Annotated in this window: 20 protein-coding genes; 8 read left to right on the forward strand and 12 right to left on the reverse strand. The window is 65.7% G+C overall.

The genetic code is table 11. The features are described from left to right. Positions 1–73: 73 nt before the first annotated feature. Positions 74–208: a hypothetical protein gene (locus AC1DSA_RS05760; protein WP_477886976.1), complete on the reverse strand. Its 135-nt coding sequence runs from the start codon at positions 206–208 to the stop codon at positions 74–76. A 388-nt stretch (positions 209–596) separates the two neighbouring features. Between AC1DSA_RS05760 and AC1DSA_RS05765 the strand changes: the two genes are divergently transcribed. From AC1DSA_RS05765 to AC1DSA_RS05795, 7 genes are all read left to right on the forward strand, one after another. Continuing rightward, on the forward strand, positions 597–1,796 hold the full coding sequence (locus AC1DSA_RS05765) for an MFS transporter (protein ID WP_477886978.1): 1,200 nt from the start codon (positions 597–599) through the stop codon (positions 1,794–1,796). Positions 1,797–1,855: 59 nt separating this feature from the next. Continuing rightward, entirely contained in the window at positions 1,856–2,671 is an 816-nt protein-coding gene (locus AC1DSA_RS05770; RefSeq protein ID WP_477886980.1) for an SDR family NAD(P)-dependent oxidoreductase, read from the forward strand. Next, on the forward strand, positions 2,672–3,241 hold the full coding sequence (locus tag AC1DSA_RS05775) for an N-acetyltransferase family protein (protein ID WP_477886982.1): 570 nt from the start codon (positions 2,672–2,674) through the stop codon (positions 3,239–3,241). Next, entirely contained in the window at positions 3,210–3,452 is a 243-nt protein-coding gene (locus tag AC1DSA_RS05780; RefSeq protein ID WP_477886984.1) for a hypothetical protein, read from the forward strand. The genes AC1DSA_RS05775 and AC1DSA_RS05780 overlap by 32 nt, the downstream gene beginning before the upstream one ends. Beyond that, complete coding sequence (locus AC1DSA_RS05785; RefSeq protein ID WP_477886986.1) at positions 3,446–5,134, forward strand: redoxin domain-containing protein; 1,689 nt, start codon at positions 3,446–3,448, stop codon at positions 5,132–5,134. The genes AC1DSA_RS05780 and AC1DSA_RS05785 overlap by 7 nt, the downstream gene beginning before the upstream one ends. A 42-nt stretch (positions 5,135–5,176) precedes the next feature. Continuing rightward, positions 5,177–6,091, forward strand: a complete 915-nt coding sequence (locus AC1DSA_RS05790) for a LysR family transcriptional regulator (RefSeq protein WP_477886988.1) — start codon at positions 5,177–5,179, stop codon at positions 6,089–6,091. Between the two features lie 147 nt (positions 6,092–6,238). Beyond that, positions 6,239–7,021, forward strand: a complete 783-nt coding sequence (locus AC1DSA_RS05795; RefSeq protein WP_477886990.1) for an SDR family NAD(P)-dependent oxidoreductase — start codon at positions 6,239–6,241, stop codon at positions 7,019–7,021. Positions 7,022–7,107: 86 nt separating this feature from the next. On the opposite strand, the gene AC1DSA_RS05800 is transcribed toward AC1DSA_RS05795, so the two are convergent. The 8 genes from AC1DSA_RS05800 to AC1DSA_RS05835 form a co-directional block, all read right to left on the reverse strand. Beyond that, entirely contained in the window at positions 7,108–7,545 is a 438-nt protein-coding gene (locus tag AC1DSA_RS05800; RefSeq protein ID WP_477886992.1) for a cupin domain-containing protein, read from the reverse strand. A 46-nt stretch (positions 7,546–7,591) separates the two neighbouring features. Then, a complete protein-coding gene (locus AC1DSA_RS05805; protein WP_477886994.1) occupies positions 7,592–7,963 on the reverse strand; it encodes a hypothetical protein in 372 nt (123 codons plus the stop codon). Between the two features lie 104 nt (positions 7,964–8,067). After that, entirely contained in the window at positions 8,068–13,662 is a 5,595-nt protein-coding gene (locus AC1DSA_RS05810; protein WP_477886995.1) for a trifunctional serine/threonine-protein kinase/ATP-binding protein/sensor histidine kinase, read from the reverse strand. Between the two features lie 190 nt (positions 13,663–13,852). Next, on the reverse strand, positions 13,853–14,908 hold the full coding sequence (locus AC1DSA_RS05815) for a thioredoxin family protein (RefSeq protein ID WP_477886997.1): 1,056 nt from the start codon (positions 14,906–14,908) through the stop codon (positions 13,853–13,855). 59 nt (positions 14,909–14,967) lie between these two features. After that, complete coding sequence (locus AC1DSA_RS05820; RefSeq protein ID WP_477886999.1) at positions 14,968–16,284, reverse strand: epoxide hydrolase family protein; 1,317 nt, start codon at positions 16,282–16,284, stop codon at positions 14,968–14,970. After that, positions 16,281–17,300: an alpha/beta fold hydrolase gene (locus tag AC1DSA_RS05825; protein WP_477887001.1), complete on the reverse strand. Its 1,020-nt coding sequence runs from the start codon at positions 17,298–17,300 to the stop codon at positions 16,281–16,283. The genes AC1DSA_RS05820 and AC1DSA_RS05825 overlap by 4 nt, the downstream gene beginning before the upstream one ends. A gap of 9 nt (positions 17,301–17,309) precedes the next feature. After that, positions 17,310–17,714 carry a cupin domain-containing protein gene (locus AC1DSA_RS05830; protein ID WP_477887003.1) on the reverse strand — a complete coding sequence of 135 codons (405 nt, stop codon included), beginning with the start codon at positions 17,712–17,714 and terminating at the stop codon, positions 17,310–17,312. 10 nt (positions 17,715–17,724) lie between these two features. After that, on the reverse strand, positions 17,725–19,071 hold the full coding sequence (locus AC1DSA_RS05835) for an epoxide hydrolase family protein (RefSeq protein ID WP_477887426.1): 1,347 nt from the start codon (positions 19,069–19,071) through the stop codon (positions 17,725–17,727). Positions 19,072–19,274: 203 nt separating this feature from the next. On the opposite strand from AC1DSA_RS05835, the gene AC1DSA_RS05840 reads away from it, so the two are divergent. Next, positions 19,275–19,925: a VOC family protein gene (locus AC1DSA_RS05840; protein ID WP_477887005.1), complete on the forward strand. Its 651-nt coding sequence runs from the start codon at positions 19,275–19,277 to the stop codon at positions 19,923–19,925. Positions 19,926–19,973: 48 nt separating this feature from the next. Here the strand turns inward: AC1DSA_RS05840 and AC1DSA_RS05845 are convergent, their stop codons facing one another. The 3 genes from AC1DSA_RS05845 to AC1DSA_RS05855 all read right to left on the reverse strand — a co-directional run bounded on the left by AC1DSA_RS05845 (position 19,974) and on the right by AC1DSA_RS05855 (position 22,521). Continuing rightward, positions 19,974–21,278, reverse strand: a complete 1,305-nt coding sequence (locus tag AC1DSA_RS05845; RefSeq protein ID WP_477887007.1) for an epoxide hydrolase family protein — start codon at positions 21,276–21,278, stop codon at positions 19,974–19,976. Positions 21,279–21,421: 143 nt separating this feature from the next. Then, positions 21,422–21,766: a response regulator transcription factor gene (locus AC1DSA_RS05850; RefSeq protein WP_477887009.1), complete on the reverse strand. Its 345-nt coding sequence runs from the start codon at positions 21,764–21,766 to the stop codon at positions 21,422–21,424. Positions 21,767–21,942: 176 nt separating this feature from the next. Beyond that, positions 21,943–22,521 (reverse strand): flavodoxin family protein, encoded by a 579-nt coding sequence (locus AC1DSA_RS05855; protein ID WP_477887011.1) that lies wholly within the window; start codon positions 22,519–22,521, stop codon positions 21,943–21,945. Positions 22,522–22,573 lie beyond the last annotated feature (52 nt).

Below are 22,573 nucleotides of genomic sequence, written 5' to 3' on the forward strand. Positions count from 1 at the left end.
CCGCGGGGATGCAGGAACTCTAGGCGACAAAGCCCACGCGCGGTGGTGCCCTGGCGCCAACTGTGCATTCCGTCTACGGCAACAGTCGTCGCCGCTTGCCTGCGCCGGCAGATGAACTCACCGTGATGCAGTGGCACTGCGCCGGGTTGCGCCACTCATGCGCGACGCCGCCCGCCATGAACATGAGTGCCAACCAGATCTTGCGCATGGGAGTTCCTTCGTGCCAGTAATCGCTCACCTTGGAGATGCGCGTTTCGTCGAACCCCGTATCTGGTGTCGTCCTGGGTGCTTCAAGGCAGCCTCCGCCTGAAAGTGGCCGCAGTGCCGCAAAAGTGATTTGCAGTAATTCGAACAATCGCGGGCGGCGCATTTTCTGCAGCCGCAACAGTCTGTTGTAGCGCGGGCCCTTTTCACACGCGGCATCGGCAACTAGATTGGCGGCCAGGCAATCACGCTTTCTGAAGCAGCGACGACGCACCGCCCGAAGTCAAACGCGCGTCACGGCCGAAAGACCAATCACAACCTCAGGGCCGTGGTGCACCGTTGCATGACCGCACGACGCCGCTCAGATCCTCCTCACTACTCAAGGTGGCACCATGACCAACTCGCCCCTCTCCCAGTCTCACGGACGCACGCTGACTGCAGCCCAGGCCCTGTGGCTCAAGGCGGGCATCCTCACGAGCTTCCTGGCGGCCTCGAGCGTGCCGTCGCCTCTGTACGCGATCTATCGCAGCCTGTGGGGCTTTTCGCCGCTGATGCTGACGGTCGTGTTCGCCAGCTACGCGATCGCAATGCTGCTGGCTTTGCTGGTATTTGGCGGGCTATCGGATTACCGGGGTCGGCGTGACGTGGTCTTGGCCTCCCTGGTTCTCGAGATCGTCGCGGTCTTGCTGTTCTGGGGCGCCGATTCGGTATGGTGGTTGCTGTCTGCCCGCATTCTTCAAGGACTGGCAACCGGCATCGCCACCAGCGCGCTGGGCGCCGGCCTGGTCGACCTGAACCGCGAACGCGGCGCCGTCATCAACAGCGTCGCACCCCTGGTCGGCCTCGGAGTCGGCGGGCTGGGCTCCAGCTTGCTGGTGCAGTTCGCCCCCGCGCCGACGCGGCTCGTGTTCGACGTCCTGCTGCTCACGTTCGGGCTGCTGCTTGTCGCGGCGTTCTTCCTGCCGGAAACGGCACCGAAGCGTCCCGGTGCCCTGCGTTCGCTCATGCCGTCGATTGGAATTCCGAAGCAGGCGCGGGCAGCCATGCTGGGCGTCCTTCCCGTCAACACAGCTCTGTGGGCACTGGGAGGCTTTTACCTTTCCCTCGGGCCGACCCTCGCGCGGACGGTGACCGGCAACAGCGCGCCCCTGGTGGGTGGCGTGATGATCGGCGCGTTCTGCCTCGCCAGCGCGGCCGCGGTGGGCGTTTCGCGCAAGTTCACGGCGCGCTCTGCCACTGCCGCAGGTTCTGCCATGGTGGGAGTCGGCGCACTCGTGACACTGGCGGGTCTGCAGTGGCTCGGAGCCGGAGCCGCATTGGCGGGAACGATGCTCGCTGGCGCGGGTTTCGGCTCCGCTTTCAGCGGTTCGCTTCGCACCTTGGTGCCGCTTGCGCTCGCTCATGAGCGCGCGGGCCTGATGTCCGGTTTCTTCGTTGCGTGCTACCTCGCGTTCAGCGTACCCGCCATTGTCGCTGGACTGCTCGCCGGGCAGATCGGTCTGCAGGCCACTGCGGTCGGGTACGGGCTTGCCGCAGCGGCCCTGGCCTTCCTCGCGCTGCTGCTGCTTCCCCCCACGCCGCGGCCCATCTGAAATCACCGACGCGCGTCTACCTGGCGCGCTCCCGAATCACTTTTCGATCCAGGCCTCACATGACACGCTCTAAACCACATCGGGGAACCGCCGTCATCACTGGCGCCTCCGGCGGCATCGGCGCCATCTATGCCGATCGCCTTGCTCGCCGTGGGCACGACCTCATCCTCGTCGCTCGCAATGCGAAACGCCTCGACGAGGTGGCCACGTCGCTCGTGCAGCAAACCGGCCGCAAGATCGAAGTCGTCGTGGCCGACCTCACGTCCAAGAAGGACCTGATCTCCCTCGAACTGCGGCTGGCGCGGGACGAAGCGATCCGTATGCTGGTGAACAACGCCGGCTTCAACGTGGGAGCGCCCTTCAGCGAGGCGGATGTCGATCAAATGGAGATCATGCTGAGCCTGAACGCAGTCGCGCTGACGCGGCTGACGCGCGCAGCGGCTCCCGCCTTCGTCGCCCGTGGAGGGGGCACGATCATCAACATCGCATCCGTGGTCGCTGTGGCGCCACGCATCCTGAACGGTGTGTACACCGCGAGCAAGGCATACGTGCTCAGTCTGTCGCAGGCACTTCAGCACGAACTGGGCGCCAAGGGGCTGCGCGTGCAAGCGGTCCTGCCGGGGGCGACCCGCACCGAGTTCTGGGACGTTTCGGGCGTGCCGGTTACCGGCCTTCCACCGGAGATGGTCATGAGCGCCGAAGATCTGGTCGACGCCGCCATGGCAGGCCTCGACCAAGGCGAGTCCGTGACCATCCCCTCCCTGCCCGACGCTGCGGATTGGGAACGCTACGAGGCCGCACGGGAAGCCCTTGCGCCGAACTTGTCCCGCAGGGTCCCGGCTACGAGATACGACGTCGCGCACCGGGTCGCTTGAGTGGCGGACCCATCCGCCTTCGCAGGGTCACTGAGTCTCGGCCGGGTGGTCTCGATCCGGTCAATCGAACCGGAAGACCTGCCGGCCCTGCGGACCTTCGTCAATCACCTTTCAAGAAAAACGAGCTACAAGCGGCTTCTCTCAGGACGCACACCCACCGAAGAGGAACTCCAGCGGTGGTGCTCTGTCGATCCGTCGCGCGAGGAAGCCATCGTGGCGATCACAGGCGACCGGACGGAGGACAGCATGGCCGGCGTTGCACGCTATGTGCAGGAGTCGCCTGCCGAGGCGGATTTCGCGATAGTCTTGGCGGATGCTTGGCAGGGTCTCGGCCTCGGCAAGCTGCTGATGACCGCGCTGGTGGCGTCGGCGAAACAGCGCGGCTTGCACAGACTCACAGGCATTACGCTGACCTCGAACGTCGGAATGTTGTCCCTCGCGCGCAGCCTCGGGTTCACGCCGATGCGACTTCCCGACGCATTCATCACGCAAATCACACTCGACCTTTTTCCTGTACACCCGTTCCGGGAAGCACCCCATGAACACGTCTTACCATCCCATCAGCTGTGATTTCCACGACGTCCTCGAATCGCTCGCTACCAGTCGTGCCCTCGCACGAGTCCGGTTTCACGCAGAAGAAGGCACGCTGCACGAACGCATCGCATCCGTCCAGGACGTTTTCAGCCGCGCCGGCGAGGAGTACCTCGTGATCAGCACGGGTGAAACAGTCCGCCTCGACCGACTTGTCGATGTCGACGGAACCGCGTCCGCGCCATGCTGACTGTCTTCCTCGCTTTCCTCGGCGGTGCCCTCACCATCCTGAGCCCATGCATCCTGCCGGTGCTGCCCTTCGTCTTCGCGCCCTCCGGCCGGCCCTTCAGCAGCCACACGCTGCCGATGCTGGCAAGCATGGCGCTTGCGTTCGCCGCCGTTGCCGCGCTGACCGCAGCCGGTGCTGCATGGGTGGTTACGCTGCACGCCGTCGCGCGGTATGCGGCACTCGCCCTGCTTGCGTTATTTGGGGCGTTGCTCCTCCTGCCGGGGCTGGCGCAACGAGTAACGCGTCCCCTGGTACGGCTCGGCGATCGTGTTTCCAGCGGAGCGTCGGCGTCGCGCCTGGCCCCGTGGGCACTGGGACTCGGTATCGCGCTGCTGTGGACGCCGTGCGCCGGACCCATCCTGGGTGTGCTGCTGGCCAGCGCGGCGCTCAACGGACCGGGTGTCGGCACCAGCTTCCTGCTGCTCGCGTATGCCGCGGGTGCGTCCACCGCTCTCGGGTGCGCCTGGTGGTTCGGCCGCGCCGCGTCCTCGTTGTCGGGCCGCGTCGCGCCAACCGTTGACAAGCTTCGGCGGTTCGCCGGCGCTGGCATTCTGGCCGCAGTTGCAGTTCCCGCACTGGGCCTGGACGCGAAGCTCCTCACTCGCGTCTCTGCACCAGCGACAACGGCACTCGAACAGTCCCTGCTCGATCGGGTACGGGTTACCAAGGCTGCTTCCCGCACGCCGGGTGCTCTGGATGCGCTAGCCGGCGCAACGGCTTGGATCAACACGTCTGCGCTCGACGCCCAGTCCCTTCGCGGCAAGGTGGTCCTGGTCAACTTCTGGACCTACTCATGCATCAACTGCCTTCGTGCGCTGCCGCACCTGAAGGCCTGGGCGGAGAGATACGGTCCTGACGGGCTCGTCGTCATCGGCGTGCACACGCCGGAGTTCGCGTTCGAAAAGAGTGCCTCGAACGTCAAGCGAGCCGTTGCCGACCTCGGCATCCCGTATCCGGTGGCGATGGACAACGGCTACCGTGTCTGGCGCGGACTGCAGAACGGCTCCTGGCCTGCGTTCTATTTCATCGACGCCGAGGGCCGCATCCGAGAGGAGATCGCGGGTGAACACGCCTACGAAAGATCGGAAGGCGTGCTCCGGAAGTTGCTCGCGGAAGCCGGACGAATTCCTGCCGCCGCTGAACCCGTCCATCCCATGGCCGAAGGGACGCAGGCGCCACCCGACCTGGCCACGCTGCGCTCTGGAGAGACCTATGTGGGCTATGGCAAGGCGGACAGCTTTGTCGCGAGTTCCCGCTTGCACAAGGACAGGGACGTGGAGTACGCGCCCGCGCAAGCGGTGCGCAACGGCACGTGGACTCTGGGGGGCTGGTGGCGGGTCGAGTCCGAGCGCGGCGTTGCCGTTCGCCCTCAGTCCCGGATCCTGCACCGCTTCCACGCGCGGGACCTTCACATGGTGCTGGGCCCCGGCACAAGCGGCCAACCGGTGCGCTTTCGCGTCTTGATCGACGGCCGTCCGCCTGCTGAGGACCATGGCAGCGATACCAACCCGCAAGGCGAAGGCGTCATCGACCGGCAGAAGCTGTACCAGTTGGTGCGCCAGCGCGGCGACGTGCACGAGCGGCTCTTCGAGATCGAATTTCTCGACCCAGGTGCGGAAGCGTACGCCTTCACCTTCGGCTGACGGGTTCGTATGATGTCCGCCTGCTGAGCGAGGAAGAGCAACATGGATCGCTTTTTCGCGATGAACGCGTTCGTGCGCGTGGTCGAGGCAGGCAGCTTCACCAAGGCCGCCGAGACGATGAGCCTGCCGAAACCGACCGTCACAAGGCTGATTCAGGGCCTGGAGCAGGAGTTGCGGGTGCGGCTCCTGGATCGCACGACGCGCTCGGTGACCGTCACCGCCGAAGGCGCCACCTACTACGAGCGAGTGGTGCGCCTTTTGGCGGAGCTGTCGGACATCGAATCGACGGCGAAGCAATCCATCGCCAAGCCATCCGGGCGACTGCGGGTCGACGTCGCGACTTCGATTGCAACGAAGGTCCTGATCCCGGCGCTGCCGGACTTCTACCGCGCCTACCCCGACATTCACTTGGAGTTCGGGATCGGGAACCGTTTCTCGGACCTCGTGGCGGACAACGTGGATTGCGTGGTTCGGGCCGGAACGGTGCTGGAGGATTTCCTTGCAGCAAGGCGCATCGGCGAGTTCCATCTGTTGACGTGCGCGGCGCCAAGTTACTTGAAGGAATTTGGCATGCCGAAGTCGGTGGCTGAATTGGAAACGCAGCACCAGTTGCTGGGCCTCGTGTCCACCCGCACGGGCAAGTCGATCCCGTTCCGCTTCATCAAGGGCGCGGAGACACATGAGATCGCCCCGCAGCCGCGCCTCGCTGTTGACGACACCAACGCCCACCTCGTGGCGGGCCTCGCCGGGCTCGGCATATTGCAGGCGCCTGCGTACGCGGTTCGCTCGGCGCTCGAATCGGGAGAGCTCCTTCCCGTGCTCCCGGAGTGGACGACACCGGCCGTCCCCGTCCACGTGCTGTACCGACCCAACCGCTACTTGGGAGCCAAGGTGCGCGTTTTCATTGATTGGACCGTCGCCCTGTTTGAGCGCAACTCCTTCCGGAAACCCGATTGATCCGCCCCACGATGGGTGGGCTTGCGCGTCAGGAGCAGACACCGCGCGTCATACCGAAGGCGTACTAGGAGACGATCCTTTTGGTGGACATGGCCTGCCCCCAATGGTGCAGTGGCTGTGCTCAAGGGCCGTCACTAGATTCCTGTCATGGCGCTGCAACGGGCGGCGCCCAATCAGGAAAGGATCCACTCCATGAGTTCTCAACGCAAGACAGCCATCGTCACCGGAGCTTCGAGCGGCATTGGCTTCGCCATCGCCAGGAATCTGCTGAACGCTGGTTGGAACGTCGCTGGTAATGCGCGAACGAAGCAACGCCTGGAGGACGCCAGCGCATCCCTGCCCAACGGCGACCGCTTTCTTGCGGTACCAGGCGACATTGCCGATCCGGACACGGCAGGCGCACTGCTGAAGGCAACGCTGGAACGGTTCGGGCAGGTCGACTTGCTGGTCAACAATGCCGGCATCTTCCAGGTCAAGCCTTTCGTGGAGTTCACGCGCGAAGACATCGACCAACAGATCGCGACCAATCTGAAAGGTGCCCTCTATGCGTCTCAGGTGGTGGCGCGCCACATGATCGGACGCAAGGAGGGAAGCATCATCAACATCACCGCGTCGGTCGCGATCAAGCCGCGAAGCGACATTCCAGCTTACCTGGCGGTCCTTCTCAAGGGCGGCCTGAACGAAGCCACGCGCGCCCTGGCGCTCGAACTGGCGCCGCACGGAATCCGAGTGAACGCCGTGGCACCCGGCATCATCGAGACGCCGATGCACTCCCCGGAACATCATGACTTCCTCAAGTCGCTGCAGGCGACGCGCCGCATGGGCACGGGGGATGAGATTGCTGAGGCCGTGCTCTACCTTGCCGGCGCGGCGTTCGTCACGGGCGTCGTACTTCCCGTTGATGGTGGGATGGCAGCCGGGAACGTCTGAAGCGGAATGGCCGGCCTCGTGGCGGGCCTCGACCCCTCTGCACCCCCGTAAAAACAATGGAGTGGGTGCGTTGGATTGGCGGAGGTCTACCGAGAACCCTCTCTCGGCAACACAAAGAGCGGCCGACCCTTCCTGACCAGGTAGGTGGAAAGCACTGACGCGCTACCTGGCCCGACATTCCTCGCCACGTGCTTCATTCCAGCGGGAATGAACAAGGCTTCGCCAGCGAGCAATGTCACCGGACGCTTGCCTTCCAGGGTGTATTCCAGGGCCCCTTTGAGCACATAGGCGATCTCCTCGCCGGGGTGGGAGTGGCGCGCCGACACCGCGGCCACATCGAAATCGACCCGCACCTGCACGGCCTGACCTCGCGCGAGGACGAGATCCTGCTGCAGCACCGGGCCGCGACGAACACCCGGCTGCTGCGCCTCGGAATCGGCGACGGCCAGCCCCGTGCCGGCCAGCAGGACGCTTCCTGCCATGCCGGCGTGGGCACTGGCGGGTGCACCCTGCGTGGCGGCCATCACCGTGGCGCCTGCGGAGCGACGCCGGAGCAAGATGAGCTCACCGTCAGGGCATCGACGCGCCGCGCCGGGCGAGGCGCACCGGCTGGGCCGCGCCGGCCCTGCTTTCAACGAGGTACATGGAGCCGCTGTCCTCGCCATTCAGCGCGGCGACTTCTTCGCGCGCAGCAAGGTAATCGCCTTTCACCTCGGCGTGCGTACGCTGACTCTTGAAGTACAGAAGCGGGTTGTAGCTGCGCGCCCACGGGTTGATGCCGGACTTCTTGTAAGCAACGAGCTCCGTCCTGACTTCGGCTGGCAGCCGGTAGGAAACGAATGCATCCGCCTCGACGGTGATGTCGCCGGCGAGCCCGGTGTGCGCGGACGCGGCGGCGGACGCCGCGGCGATGGCCAGCGCAATGGCAATGGAACGATACATGGGAGATCCTTTCGGGTGGATGGCGGCGCACTGCCGCCACGCCTGAAAGATCGCATTGCGGCAGCTTGCGCGGCATGCCTTCATGACCTGTCCTCGTCCCTGACTTAGGACGGAGAAGAAGCTGGGCCCCGCGATCCGCTCGCCACACCGGCGGGACCGGCAGCGGCCGGGATCGCAAACGAGAAGCTGGCACCCGGGCCGTCCTTGGCTTCGGCCCAGAGGCGGCCTTGATACCGCTCCAGGATCGAGCGGCTCACGGACAGCCCCACCCCCATACCACCGCTCTTGGTGGTGTAGAACGCATCGAACAGCTTGTCGACCTGCTTCACGTCCAGACCGACTCCGCTGTCTTCGACGGTGAGCTGCACGTTTCCGTCATCAGCCAGGCGCGTTCGGATGGCCAGAGCGCGCGTGCCCTCCGCCACGCCGCGCATGGCATCGGCCGCGTTGCGCACCAGGTTCATCATGACCTGCTGGAGCTGGATGCGATCGGCTTGCACCAGGGGTAAATCGGCGGCGAACTCGCAATGCACCACGACGCCGGCCTCCTGTAGCGCAGCGGACGACAGCGCAACCACCTCCCCGGCCGCATCGTTCAGGTCCACCTGTTCGGTGGCGACTTCCTTTCGCGCGAACATCGCCCGGAGGCGGCTGACCACGTCGGAAGCGCGGTTCGCGTCGCGGATGAGTCGGCGCGCCGCCTCGGCGGCGCCAGGAAGGTTGGGCGTGTCCGCCTCCAGACGCCGAACACATGTGTTGGCGTTGGTCACGGCAGCGGCGAGGGGCTGGTTGATTTCGTGCACGATCGCGGCCGTGAGCTGTCCGATGCTGGCCAGGCGGTTGGAATCGGCCAGGCGCATCTGCATCTCGTGGTTGCCGCGCTGTCGCTCGCGCGCTTCCGCTTCGGCACGCTTGCGTTCGCTGAGGTCGAGCACGAACGCGACTCCCTGGCGCCCACCTTCCTCGAGCAGGGCCGCTCCGATGAGCACCGGCACACGGCTGCCGTCCTTGCGGAAGAACTCCTTCTCGTACGGATGCAGGCTGCCGTTCGCCTGCAGTTCCGGAGCAAACCGCTGCCTGTCCCTTTCCGCCCAGTCCGCGGGCGTGAGATCGGTCCAGCGCAGGCCACCCTCGGTAAGCGCCCCGCGGTCGTGGCCGATGATGGCGAGGAAGGCGTCGTTAGCCTCAAGGATGCGTCCGGCGAAGTCCCAGAAGAAGACGCCAATAATGTTGGCATCCACCAGCCGACGGATCTTTGCTTCCCGCTGCGCGAGCTCAAGGTACAGGCGCGCGTTCTCCAGCGAGATGGCCGCCTGCGACGCAAGCAGCTTCAGAACCGCGAGGCGACCTGGCGCGAAGGCACCCGGTGCCAGATTGTTCTCCAGGTACAGCATTCCCACCAGTCCGCCCTGCTTCACCAAGGGCAGGCACAGCAGGGATCGCACGCCGCGTTCGCGAACATCCGGGTCGGCGGCAAAAGGGGATTGGCGGCACGCGTCGTCGAGGACCACGGTTTCCAGCGTGTGCACCACGTGCTGCAGGACCGAGCGCGGCAGTCGAGGCTCGCCCGAGCCCGCCACGCACAGCTGGACCACAACGATGTCTCCCGAGGTGGTCGCTTCAGCTGCGGCTCTCTGTTCGGCGCCCTCGGCGAGCAGCAGCAATCCGCGCTCGGCGCCGGCATGTTCGATGGCCGTGCGCATGATGGTGCCGAGCATCTTCTCCAGCACGATTTCGCCGGAGACCGCCTGCGACACGCGCACGACCGTCGCCAGATCGAATTGCTCGATCGGCGCGCCGATCGTAGTCATCGGAGAAACCACCCGCTCCTCTTCGGCAAGCGCCGGCCATTCCTGAGCCAGGTGGCGCACCTTGCCCTCGGCGCCCCATCGCCGGTAGGCGTTGCGCGCCTTGCGCAGGTGCAGCATGGCAAAGTCCTCGAATCCGCGCGCGGCATGAAATCGGCCAGCCAGCTCGTGACCGAGCGCCTCGTTCTGCACGAACCGGTGTTCCCGCGAGAGTCGGATCGCATCCTCGTACAGGCGCTCGGCTTCGAGTTCGCGGCCGGCAATGCGGGCCACTTCGGCCTTCGCCAGCAAATGGCGATCGCGAAACGTCACGGCCCCACGTTCGGCCCATTCGGACAGCTGGCGAAGTTGCACCTCCAGCTCTTTCCCTGCCATTTCCTGCTCTCCCGGGCTTAGGGAGTGCCAGGCTGCGCAAGCCGCCAACGCTCCATAGAAGCAGTGATCCAGCAACATGATGTGCCCGTCGACCGACCAAAGCACCGCGTCGGCATTCCGGGCGGCCTGCCGTGCCGCCGCATGGTCACCGGATAGATAGCGCGCTTGCTGCTGAAGAACCCAGTAAAGGCAGACCATCATTGTCATGCTGGCTGCCGGGAAACCGGCTTCAAACACGCCCTCATCGAAACCCGTTCCGGTGAACGTCGCAAAGTGGGCAGTGCGTCCGCGCAGCGCCTGCACGAAACGTTGCTGTGTGACGAGCACGTCGACGACGTCTCGAAAGCCAGCCTTGCGCACGAACTCCAGGCTTCGCTCGGTCTCACGCCAGACCTCATCGAGTGGATCGCCGCGCAGCAGGAGATCGGCGACAAGGTGATGGCAGGCATAGCAAGCGATCGTGACGTCACCACTTTCCACTGCAGTGCGGTGCGCGGGGCGCATTGCGTCCACTGCCACGCTGGCCGGCTGCGTCCACACGGCAGTCAGCGCCATGGAGAAATCGACCTTCGCACGCGACGCGGGCAGTCCGAGCTTGTCGACGAGGTCGCACGCAAGCTTGCCGAACCGGTAGGCATCGGCATAGCGGGCAACGTGCCAGCCGGAAGGCAGGTCGAACCATGCATAGCGCCGCCCGAGCAGCGCCAGTGCATGTGGCGACGCCTCGCTCAATCCGTGCGTCAGCGTCAGGTTCACCATGTGGCACAGGTGCAGGCGCACGAGGCTTGCGTCCGTGAAATACGCGGGAGAGTTCAGAACGGCGAGCACGCCCATGGCCGCCTGCACGTCCGGGTCCGTCATGCTGGGCAGGTCGATCAGGCTCTCAATCGGCCGCTCGCCCAGGTTGCGCCACACCTTCTCGTATTCCGCGTCGACCTGTTCCCGCGTGGGGTGGGGCGGCATGTCAATGCCAAAGAGTCGCAGACACTCCAGTGCGGTGGCGACCGCCTCGGGATACTCCGAGCGCATGACGTGCAAGTCAATCTTGAGACGATAGGCAGCGGCCTTGTCGATCCTGGATGCGCCCTTAGCGAGCAGCTGGGCTATCAACGGCTCCACATGGTCGCCATTGCCGCACATGAATTCGCATTCGGCGCGTTCCAGCCAAAGGCCGAATGCAAGTTCGTAGCAGCGACTCCACGCGTCCTCGGGCAGCAGCGCAATGCCGGCGGACAGGTAGGTGCAAGCAGAGGCATAGGCGGTGGACGACTTCGCCTTGCGGCCAGCGCGCAGGTTGAGTTCTGCCACCCGCAGGCGCTCCTGCGCGTCGGCCAGCATGTCGGCCGCGCGGTTCAACTGGTCGACGACGTCGATGACCTCGTCCGCATGCATTTCGGCCAGCAGCGCCCGACCGATGCGCAGGTGGATACCCGGCCGATGACCCCGGGGAATCAGTGAGTAAGCGGCCTCCTGGACACGGTCATGCACGAAGGCGTAGCTTCCGGGCATGCGGACAACCAGGCCGTCGCGTACCGCTGGCCAGAGGGCCGCATGAACCGCGTCCGCGGGTTGACCGAAGATGCGAGCGAGCGCTGAAAAGCGGGCGAGATTTCCCAGGCAGGCGAGCTGCTCGAGGAAGCTGCGCGTGTCCGCGCTCAGGCGATCGAGCTTGGCTACCACCAGGTCAATGACATTGTCGGTGTAGCCCTTGACTTGGATGCGTTCGAGGTCAGCAACCCACGCGCCGGTGCGCCGGTCGAAGGTGAGCAGCTTTTCCTCGGCGAGGGCTGCGAGGAACTGGATCGCAAAAAACGGGTTGCCGCCGGTTTTTTCGTGGACGAGATCAGCGAGCGGCCGTGCTCGGTCGATAGTGTCATGCAGCGCATCCGCCACCAGAGCCCCGACGTCGTCAAGCGTCAGCGGCGCCGGGACGATGGCGCTGACGGGCACTCCGGCAGCGCGAATGTCGTCAAGGCTGCGCGTCAGTGCATGGGAGGCATCCACCTCGTTGTCGCGGTAGGCGCCCACCAGGAGCAGATGCTGGACCTCGTGCTGGGTGGCAAAGTCGGCAAGCAGCGTCAGGCTCCCGGCATCCATCCACTGCATGTCATCGAGGAACAGCACCAGCGGATGCTCAGGGCGCGCAAACACTCCCAGCATGCGTCGAAACACGCGCTGAAAGCGTGCCTGCGCCTTGCGCGCGGGAAGCTCGGGGACGGCGGGCGGGTCGCCGATCAGCAGGGCGAGGTCCGGGATGATGCGCACCATCAGCTCGCCGTCGCCCCCGAGCGCCTCGCACAGCGCCGACCGCCAGAGCTCGACTTCAGGTTCGCTGCGCGCGAGCACCTGGCGCACGAGTCCCTGGAACGCCTGTGCCAGTGTGGCGTAGGGCACGTCGCGCCGGTACTGCTCGAACTTGCCGGACGCGAACAGGCCGCGCTGCGGAACGATCACCTTGTGCAACTCGCCCACGACAGAAGACTTGCCAATGCCAGAGTACCCCGAGACAAGCACGAGTTCCGGCGTGCCCCGCGCCACCACCCGTTCGAACGCGGCGACCAGCGAAGCCACTTCCTCCTCGCGTCCGTACAGCTTCTCCGGAATGCGCAACACCTCCGGCACATCCTGGGCTCCCAGTGGGAAAGCCTCAACGCGGCCGTTCGCTTGGTGCGCCACGAGGCAGCGCTGCAGGTCCGCCATCGCGCCAGCGGCCGTCTGGTAACGGTCCTCCGCTGTTTTTTCGAGGAACCGCATCACGATTGCGGAGACCACCGCCGGCACGTCCACCCGTTCCGCGGGCGGCGTTGCTCGCCTGGCGATGTGCGCGTGCACCCATCCCATGGGGTCGGAAGCCGTGAACGGAAGCGCTCCGACCAGCATTTGGTACAGGGTGACGCCCAGCGCATAAAGGTCGCTGCGGGAGTCGATCGAGCGGTTCATCCGCCCGGTCTGCTCCGGCGCCATGTAGGCGAGCGTGCCGGCGATTTCCTCGGGTGCCTGGGGCACCTGGCGCTCGCGCGAAAGTCGCGTTGCGATCCCGAAGCCGGTGAGCCTGGCATGGCCGGCCCCATCAACGAAGACGTGCGCCGGCTTGATGTCTTTGTGCACCATGCCGCGGGCGTGCATGCGTGCGAGCGCCGAAGTCATGGCGACCGCAATGTGCAGGAAGCGGCCGAGCTCCATCGGCGCCCCGAGCAGCCGCTCCAGCGGCTCGCCCCCGGGATCCTCCAGGAGCAGTACGGGCTTCGTGCCATTGCGCACGAGGTCCACGGGCCTCACCGCCCAGTCGGCGCCCAGTTCCTCGCGCAGCGCAAACTCATGCGCAAGACGTTCAAGGCTGCTGCGGGCTGGATCGTCGGCGACCAGCGACACCGCCAGCAGTGGAGGTTGCCGGTCCCCGGATGCCGGGCGCCATCCGCGCCAGAGCACGCGCTCCCCGTCTTGCCAAAGCAGTTGCAGGGCGGCATCGCGGTCGGGGAAGAGCACGGATGGGGAGGCCTGCAAAGACGGATTCATGGGAAGACACGGGAGCGCCAGAGGATGCGCCGCGCGTGCTCGGCGCGTCAACAATACCTTGGTGTCGCCCCGAAGCGGTGCATTTCCACCGCGGTGACGTTCCGCTGGCGCCTTTCCAGCTGCGACAGTTCATCCCAACCTGATTCGCAATGAGGAGCCTACGCCCAACATCGGCGATCCCCCCGCCCGCTTAGCCGAACGTGAACACAAAGACCTCGGCTCCGGGCGCGAGGAATTCAATTTCGAAGGTGCGATCGGCGATCGGCGCTGCCTGGCGCACGAGCTGGTACAAACGGTGTTCGACCAGCGTGCCCCGGCCTTCCGCGTCGACGTCACTCCCGTGCGCCGCGCCGGGGGCTTTGCCATCGATACGGATGCGGAACGGCACCGGGTTCGTGCGGGCCGCAGGTCCCATCACGAGATTCACGTCGCGCGCGTGAAAGCGGTAGACGACGCGCCCGTTTGCCGAGTCCAGGCGCACCGCTTCCGGCGCGGTGGTCCACTCGCCGCCGAGACCCCAGGCGTTCAGCCGCAGGCTTTCGGGCGCGGCGTAGGCGGCGCTTCCTGGCTTCAGCCCCCCTGGCGTCGAGAAGTTCCTCGTGCGCTCGCGGCCGAGGTACGTCTCCGGTGACCGGAGGTTGGACCAGTCGGCCTCCGCCTGGCTGCCTTTCGCCTGCACCTGTACCAGGTCGCCCGGAACACCGCTCACGCCCGCTTCGGCCAGCAGCTTCTGAATCATCCTTTCTGCCCCGTCGTAATCCCCTTCCCCGAGGTGGCGGTGTCGGATTCGGCCGTTTGCATCGATGAGATAGAGCGCAGGCCAGGCGCTGTTGCCGAACTTGTTCCAGATCGCGTAGTTGCTGTCCACCGCCACCGGATAGCCGACCTGGAGCTGGGAAGCAGCTTCGCGGATCTTGTCCAGGTCGCGCTCGAAGCCGAACTCCGGCGTGTGCACGCCAACCACCACCAAGCCCTGCTCCTTGTACTTCTCAGCCCACGCGCGCACATACGGGAGCGTGCGATGCCAATTGATGCAGGAGTACGTCCAGAAGTCGACGAGGACCACCTTGCCGCGCAGTTGCGCACCCGAAAGGGGCTTTGTATTCAGCCACGCGACCGCGCCCTCCAAGGCAGGCATGGCCGGCTCCGCATGGAGCGACGGGAGTGGTGTCCGGTCGAGCATGCGACCGTTGCCCTGTTCCACGAACTGGATCACGGTCGCCAATGCCAACGCGGCGATAGCCATCCCAAAGAGGATACGTAAGGCAGTCACTGTCATCTCTCCTGTCGGGCAACGCGAAGCGATCAGGCCTGTCGCACGCTCGCCCGCAGCGGCCGGAAGGCAGCCCTGAGTTCGGCGGCAAAGAGCCGTGGTTGCTCCCACGCAGCGAAATGGCCGCCTTTGTCGAGGCGGTTGAAGTACGCGAGCTTCGGATAGGCCCGTTCCGCCCAACTCCTTGGGGCCGCATAGATCTCGTCGGGAAAGACGCTCACGGCCACGGGAATGGGCACATTCTTGGGCGCGAAGAAGGGCAGCTTGCTTTCCCAGTACAGGCGCGCCGAGGAGACGCCCGTTCCGGTCAGCCAATACAAGGTGATGTTGTCCAGGATGTCATCCCGAGTGAGGCCCTCCGACTGTCCCTGGAAGACGCGCGCGATCAGCTTGTAGCTTCGGGCATCGTGATCGAGCATCCACGCGGCCAGTCCCAGCGGCGAATCGTCGATTCCGTACAGCGTCTGCGGCCTATTTCCCATTTCCTGCGCATAGGCCAGGCCATGCTTGTAGAAGGAGGCGAGCTGTTCGTACGCATTCTGCTCATCGGGCGCAAGGCCGGGCGGGGTTGCGGCGCCGGACTGGAGTGCACGCGCAATCTCGTCGGGCACCGTCGCCGGCATGTTGGTGTGGATACCCGCCAGTTCGCCGTGCGCAAGCAACGCCATCTGCTCCGTGACCGCGTTACCCCAGTCGCCTCCTTGCGCCACGTAGCGCGAATAACCAAGCCGCTGCATCAGCGCCAGCCAGGAACGCGCGATGCGGATCGGATCCCACCCGAGCGAGGTCGGCTTGCCCGAGAAGCCGTGCCCCGGCAGCGAAGGAATCACCACATCGAATGCGTCCGCCGCTTTCCCGCCGTGCGCCGTGGGCTTAGTCAGCGGACCGATGATTTTCATCTGTTCGGCAATCGAGCCGGGCCATCCGTGCGTGATGATCACCGGCAGGGCCCCCGGCTGCGCCGAGCGCACGTGGATGTAGTGGATGTCCACGCCGTCGACCTCGGTGATGTACTGCGGATAGCTGTTCAGCCTGGCCTCGAAGCGTCGCCAGTCGTACTCAGTCCCCCAGTGGCGCGCCAAGGCCTGAATCGTCGCGAGTTGCACCCCCTGCGATGCGTCGCCAACCAATTCGCGCCCGGGCCAGCGCGTCGCTCGGATGCGCCGGCGCAGGTCCTGTAGTTCGGCCTGTGGGAAGTTTGCGCGAAATACGCGGATGGCGCTCGTGCCGGTCGCTTCGGCGGTTTGCGTGCTTTCGCTCGCGGCGGGCAGCACGTGCGTGGAAAGGGTCGCCAGAGAACCGGCCAGCAAGCCGCGCCGCGTGATCGTATGCATGTTGTCCGAGGTCATGATGCGGTCACCCGTCCAGCTGCAACGTCGATGACAGCGCGGGCAAAGGCCTGAGGCGCTTCCTGCGGCAAGTTGTGGCCGATCCCTCCCGTGACGTGCCGGTGCGCGTAGGGCCCGGAGAACTTCTTCCCGTACACGGACGGATCGGGGTGCGGGGCACCGTTGGCGTCGCTTTCCATGGTGATCGTGGGCACGCTGATCACGGGGAAGCGCGCCAGCCGTGCCTCGAGCGCGTCGTACCTGGCCTCGCCTGGAGCGAGCGACAGACGCCATCGGTAGTTATGGATGGCGATGTCCACGTGGTCCGGGTTGTCGAAGGCCGCTGCGCTGCGTTCGAACGTCGCATCGTCGAACTTCCACTTCGGCGACGCAAGCTGCCAGATCAGCCGGGCGAACTCGCGGCGATAGCGCTCGTAGCCCGCCCTGCCGCGGTCGGTCGCGAAGTAATACTGGTACCACCACTCGTGCTCCGCTCCCGGCGGCAAGGGCGATTTGCCCGCCGCCTGGCTGCCGATCAGATAGCCGCTGACGGAGACCATGGCCTTGCAGCGCTCCGGCCACAGTGCCGCGACGATGTTCGCGGTGCGCGCGCCCCAATCGAATCCGGCCATGACGGCGCTGCCGATGCCGAGCGCGTCCATGAAGGCGATGGTGTCGACCGCGAGCGCGGACGGTTGGCCGTTGCGAACGCTCGCGGCGGAGAGGAAGCGCGTGGAGCCGTATCCGCGAAGATAGGGGACCAGCACGCGGAATCCGGCCGCCGCCAGCAGTGGCTCCACCTCGGTGAAGCTGTGGATGTCATACGGCCAGCCGTGAAGCAGGATCACCGGAGGACCCTCGGCGGGACCGGCTTCCACATAGCCCACGTCGAGGACGCCTGCGTGGACCTGCTTCACGCCGCTGAAGGAAGCCGCGGCTGCACGCTGCGCAACCGCGGCGGGCGGCAGCAAGAAAGGGCCGCCCGCTACGGCCAGGGTGCCCAGGAAACGACGTCGGTCGAAAGAGTCATCGATCATGGGGATCCCTCACGGCGCAGGTGCGAGCAGGGGCTTGCCCTTTTCGACGATGTACGTGGCCAGTTCCGCGCCGTAGCCGGTGCCCACGTTTTTCGCGGTGTGGATGGTGCCCGCCGGAATGAACAGCACGTCGCCGGCCTTGAGGGTCACCGGCGGCTTGCCATCGAGCTGGTACTCCAGCGTGCCCTCGAGGACATAGACGATCTCCTCACCTGGATGCGAGTGCCTTGCGGCGGTGACGCCGGGGTCGATGGCGACGATCGCCTGGATGACCTCACGTCCTGGTGCGCTCAAGTCCTGTCTTTGCAGGTCGGTGCGTTTCGTGCCCTGCAACTGCGCATGCGCCGAGGGCAGCGCCAGCAGGCCGGCGACCGCGAGCATTGCACCCGCCACGGTTGATTTGGATCTGTTCATGTCGCCACCTTTAACGAATGCTTTTGAAAGCCGCGCGCAACTCCGCTGCGAAGAGCAGAGGCTGTTCCCAGGCGGCGAAATGCCCGCCCTTGGAGGCTTTGTTGAAGTAGACGAGCTTCGGATACGCCCGCTCCGCCCAGCTGCGCGGGGCTTCGTACTGCTCGCCGGGAAAGATGGTCATCGCAACCGGGATGCCTACGCCCTTGGCGTTGAAGAATCCGCCCTTGTATTCCCAGTAGAGACGCGACGCGGAGACGCCGGTGTTCGTCAGCCAGTACAAGGTGATGTTGTCCAGGATCTCCGTGCGAGTGAGTTCGCCGTTCGCACTCGCGGCGCGCTGCAGGGCTGCAGCGACGGTCGCCGCCGGTTGGTCGTCCGCGTCGTTGTGGTCCAGCAGCCAGGCGGCGAGGCCGACGGGTGAATCTGCAATCCCGTAGAGGGTCTGCGGACGCGAAGCCATCAAGCGTGCGTAGTCCACCTGCTTGAACGTGCGTTGCAGTTGCCCGTAGGCCCGACTTTCTTCCGGAGACAAGCCGGCCGGCGCCGGCGCGCCCACCTGGAGCGCCTTGTCCACGTCGGCTGGGACGGTGGCGGGCATGTTGGTGTGGATGGCGAGCAACCCGCGCGGCGCCTGCAGCCCCATCTGGTCGACGACGAATGCACCCCAATCGCCACCCTGCGCGACGTAGCGCGCGTATCCCAGCCGCTTCATGAGCACGTCCCACGCGCGGCCCATGCGCTCGGGACCCCACCCCGTGCCAGTCGGCTTTCCGGAGAAACCATAGCCCGGCATCGACGGGATCACCAGGTGAAAGGCGTCCGATGCGGCGCCCCCGTACGCCGTGGGGTTCGTCAGGGGTTCGATCAGTTTCAGCTGCTCGATCACGGAGCCTGGCCAGCCGTGGTTGATGAGCATGGGCAGTGCGTCCGCATGCTTCGATCGCACATGGATGAAATGGATGTCCAGGCCGTCGATCTCGGTCACGAAATTCGGAAGCGAATTCAGCCTGGTTTCAACCTTGCGCCAGTCATAGCCTGTAGCCCAGTGCTGCGCCAGCGCCTCCATGGTGGCCAGCGGCACGCCCTGGGAGGTGCCGGGCACGGTCTCCTTCTCCGGCCACTGCGTGGCGAGGATGCGCCGGCGCAGGTCGTCCAGCTTGGCCTGCGGCACGTGGACGGTCAGCGGACGGATCACGCCATCGTCGGCGCCGCGATGTGGAACGGACGCCACGGTGCCGGTGGACGCCACTTCGCCGACTGCGCCTGCTGTGCTCGCGTTCGCGAGGGGGGTGATGGAAAGTGCGGCTGCCGATGTCGCGAGGAACCCGCGGCGCGACAGGGAGGATATGGATGTCATAGGTTCGTTTGGGAGGAACAAAGGGCGCGCGCGCTGGGCACGGATGAAAACAGATGGGGAGAGGATGATCGATCGCACGACGGCGGCTAAGCCACCTGCGTCGCACATCCGGGTCGTACTTCGGTCCGATGGCCTCGTCCGCTGCGCCTGCTCTGATCGGCTCGCGCCCGCAAAKGGGCGCGAGCCCACTCAAGGAGAAAGACATGAGCACCACCGCCGTGCGCAGCGACGCTGCGACCGCCACCCCGCGCGCCGGGTCCGTCGACCTGAAACTCGAGGTCGTCACCATCCCCGTTGCGGATACCGCTCGCGCGAGGGACTTCTATGCAGGCCTAGGCTGGCGACTTGACGCCGAGATCGTCCGCGGCGATTTGCACCTCGTGCAGATGACCCCGCCCGGTTCGCCGTGCTCCATCCATTTCGGCAGGGGCGCGACGAAGGCCGCGCCCGGCTCGGCGCAAAGGCTCTTTCTGGTGGTCTCCGACATCGAAGCGGCGCGCGCTGCGCTGGTCGATCGAGGCGTCGACGTCAGCGAGGTGTTCCATGCGGCCCCCGGCGAGCAACCCACCAAGGGCCCTGAGCCGATGCGGCGCACCTATGCGTCGTACGCGTCGTTCGAGGATCCCGACGGCAATGGCTGGCTGCTGCAGGAAGTGACCGCGCGCCTGCCGGGGCGCATGGACGGTCCCGACACGGTGTTCACGTCACGGGGCGATCTGGCCGCCGCGCTGCGCCGGGCCGAGGCCGCGCATGGCGAACACGAAAAACGCACCGGCGCAGCCCATGGCACCTGGCCCGAGTGGTATGCCGAGTACATGATTGCGGAACAAGGTGGCCGGCCTTTGCCGCAATAAAGGCGTGTGGCGCCGGGACGTTCGTCGCCGGCGCCACACATGCCGGGATCAGCGTACGGTCCGGAACGCCGCGCGCAGTTCCGCAGCGAAGATTTCCGGTTCCTCCCACGCGGCGAAGTGACCGCCTTTCTCCGCTTCATGGAAATAGACCAGGCTGGGGAAAGCGAGGCGCGCCCAGCTTTCTGGCGGCTGGTAGACCTCGTCCGGGAAAGAAGTCACCGCCACCGGCACCGTGATCTCGCGGGTTCTTTGCGCTGCCGAATTGGTGACGCCGCGCCCAGCGCCTTCCCAGTACAGGCGTGCCGCGGAGGTCGCGCTGTTGGTGAGCCAATACAGCGTGAAGTTGTCCAAGACGTCATCACGCGTGGGCGACTGCCGCGGATCTGCGCCGTAACTCCACTTGGCGAAGCCGGGATGCACGAGCATGAAGCCCGCCAGGCCGGCGGGAGAATCCGTCAGCCCATAGCCCACCGCTTGTGGCCGTGCGCCCAGCATGGTCACGTAGGCGAGATTGCCCATCTTGTTGAACGAGACGAGCGCATCAAACGTCGCCCTCTCCTTTTCGGACAGCGAAGCCGGTGCCGGCGCACCTGCTCCAATCAGCGGCACCAGCTCGCCCGGAACCGCCGCCGGCAGGTTGACGTGAATGCCCCGCAGACCAGACGGTGCCTGCCGGCCCATTGCCTGGGCGACTGGCGAGCCCCAATCTCCGCCCTGAGCGACATAGCGCGTGTAGCCGACGCGCTTCATCAGCACGTCCCAGGCGATGCCGATCCGATCGGGACCCCAGCCTTTGTCAACCGGCTTGCCCGAGAAGCCATAGCCCGGCAACGACGGGATCACGACGTCGAAGGCATCCTCGGCGCGGCCGCCATGCGCGGTGGGGTTGACCAGCGGGTCGATGATCTTCAGCTGCTCGATGATCGAGCCGGGCCAGCCATGGGTGATGATCATCGGCAGCGCGCCGGCATGGCGCGAACGCACATGGATGAACTGAATGTCGACGCCATCGATTTTCGTCACGAACATCGGCAACGCGTTCAGTTTGGCCTCGGCCTTGCGCCAGTCGTAGGCTGTGCCCCAGTAGCGCATCAGGTCTTGCACATTGTTTAGCTGCGCGCCCTGGGACGGATCGGCTACGGTTTCCCGGTCGGGCCAGCGTGTCGCCAGTACACGCTTGCGCAAGTCCCGCAGATCGGATTCTGGAACCTTCACGTGAAATGGCCGAATGGCGGTGTCTTCCTGCGCGTGCACTCGCGACGCGGAGAGCGGCAGGATCGCCGCCAGCGCGAGCATCGCGGCGGAAGTGGCAAAGACGCGGCGCGACGGCGCCGACCCTTGGACTGGAAACATGTTCTCTCCTGGAATGAACCGTGAATGCCCGGTGCACGGCACCGGAGAGGTCAGGCTACGCAGCGTCCAGGGCAGCTCCATCCGGCAGGATAGGGACTCGCGCCTCTGGCAGAAGTCGTACGCGGGAGCCGTCCCGCCCGCCGTCAGCTCTTGTCCAGCGCAGTCGTGATCGCCTCCAGCAGCGCGGTGTCACTGAAGGGTTTGAAGAGACATGCGACCGCCCCCTGCTCCCCCATTCGCGGCAGCAGCGCCGGATCGGCATGGGCGGTGATGAAGATCACGGGGATCGTGGAGCCGCGGCGTTTCAGTTCGAGAAACAGCTCGGGGCCCGTCATGCCGGGCATGGCGACGTCAAGGATGAGCGCGCCGGCGCCCGGAATCGGGACGCAAGCGAGGAATTCCTCGGCGGAGGCGAACGCCTGCGAGGCGAAACCGAATTCTCCGAGCAGGTCGGGCAGCGCTTCGCGGACTGACTCATCGTCGTCCACCACGCATACCAGCGGGCGCGCCGCGCCCACCGCACGCACCCCGCTCCCGCTAGTGTTCATCCCGGCTCCCATGCAATGTCCGACAGAGATTGCCCGAGATTCAGGGCGGCGTAAACGATACCTTGGTCTCAGTTGGTGCGGGGCCGCGTGGCCCCGCAGCTTGCTCCGACGGCCGGTCAGTTCACCGGCTCGGCATCGGCCACGCGCAAGCGCGCCGCCACTGCTGCGACCCGCCGGCCGAACAGGCGAGAGGTCTCCAGATCCCCCCGGACCATTTCGTTGATGGTGGCGTCCGACGGCGTCGTGGTGCCCAGTCCGGCAAAGGTCGCCACGTAGTTCATGTCGTCGCGCTTGGCTGCCTTGGAGTTGGCCGGCATCATGCCCGTGCCGACCCACAGCATCCCGTGCTGCTGGGACATGGTGAACAGGACGGACAGCGTGGACGCCTTGTCGCCGTTCATGCCGGCCGAATTGGTGAAACCCGCCGCCAGCTTGTCCTTCCATCCGCCCGCCGCCCAGACCTTGGACGACTCGTCGATGAACTTCTTGAACTGCCACGCGACATTCCCGATGTACGTGGGCGAACCAAAGATGATGGCGTCCGCCTCGGCCAGCTCGTCCCAGCCGTCAGGGGGCAGATTGCCGAGGTCATCGACGCGCAGCAGGTGCGCTCCGGCGCCAGCGGCGACCGCTTCGGCAATCTTGTGGGTGTGTCCGTAGCCGCTGAAATAGACCACGACGATGCTGTTCGACATGAGGTTTCCTGAAGTTGAAGGGTGAGTTGGGATCTGCGCAAGTCACGCGGGC

Source organism: Ramlibacter sp. P4_H7 (genome assembly GCF_056400765.1).

Coding starts and splice junctions, on each gene's coding strand:
- AC1DSA_RS05760 (WP_477886976.1), bottom strand. CDS start 208: ATGCGCAAGATCTGGTTGGCACTCATGTTCATGGCGGGCGGCGTCGCG.
- AC1DSA_RS05765 (WP_477886978.1), top strand. CDS start 597: ATGACCAACTCGCCCCTCTCCCAGTCTCACGGACGCACGCTGACTGCA.
- AC1DSA_RS05770 (WP_477886980.1), top strand. CDS start 1,856: ATGACACGCTCTAAACCACATCGGGGAACCGCCGTCATCACTGGCGCC.
- AC1DSA_RS05780 (WP_477886984.1), top strand. CDS start 3,210: ATGAACACGTCTTACCATCCCATCAGCTGTGATTTCCACGACGTCCTC.
- AC1DSA_RS05785 (WP_477886986.1), top strand. CDS start 3,446: ATGCTGACTGTCTTCCTCGCTTTCCTCGGCGGTGCCCTCACCATCCTG.
- AC1DSA_RS05790 (WP_477886988.1), top strand. CDS start 5,177: ATGGATCGCTTTTTCGCGATGAACGCGTTCGTGCGCGTGGTCGAGGCA.
- AC1DSA_RS05795 (WP_477886990.1), top strand. CDS start 6,239: ATGGCGCTGCAACGGGCGGCGCCCAATCAGGAAAGGATCCACTCCATG.
- AC1DSA_RS05800 (WP_477886992.1), bottom strand. CDS start 7,545: ATGGCCGCCACGCAGGGTGCACCCGCCAGTGCCCACGCCGGCATGGCA.
- AC1DSA_RS05805 (WP_477886994.1), bottom strand. CDS start 7,963: ATGTATCGTTCCATTGCCATTGCGCTGGCCATCGCCGCGGCGTCCGCC.
- AC1DSA_RS05810 (WP_477886995.1), bottom strand. CDS start 13,662: ATGAATCCGTCTTTGCAGGCCTCCCCATCCGTGCTCTTCCCCGACCGC.
- AC1DSA_RS05815 (WP_477886997.1), bottom strand. CDS start 14,908: ATGGCTATCGCCGCGTTGGCATTGGCGACCGTGATCCAGTTCGTGGAA.
- AC1DSA_RS05820 (WP_477886999.1), bottom strand. CDS start 16,284: ATGACCTCGGACAACATGCATACGATCACGCGGCGCGGCTTGCTGGCC.
- AC1DSA_RS05825 (WP_477887001.1), bottom strand. CDS start 17,300: ATGATCGATGACTCTTTCGACCGACGTCGTTTCCTGGGCACCCTGGCC.
- AC1DSA_RS05830 (WP_477887003.1), bottom strand. CDS start 17,714: ATGAACAGATCCAAATCAACCGTGGCGGGTGCAATGCTCGCGGTCGCC.
- AC1DSA_RS05835 (WP_477887426.1), bottom strand. CDS start 19,071: ATGACATCCATATCCTCCCTGTCGCGCCGCGGGTTCCTCGCGACATCG.
- AC1DSA_RS05840 (WP_477887005.1), top strand. CDS start 19,275: ATGAGCACCACCGCCGTGCGCAGCGACGCTGCGACCGCCACCCCGCGC.
- AC1DSA_RS05845 (WP_477887007.1), bottom strand. CDS start 21,278: ATGTTTCCAGTCCAAGGGTCGGCGCCGTCGCGCCGCGTCTTTGCCACT.
- AC1DSA_RS05855 (WP_477887011.1), bottom strand. CDS start 22,521: ATGTCGAACAGCATCGTCGTGGTCTATTTCAGCGGCTACGGACACACC.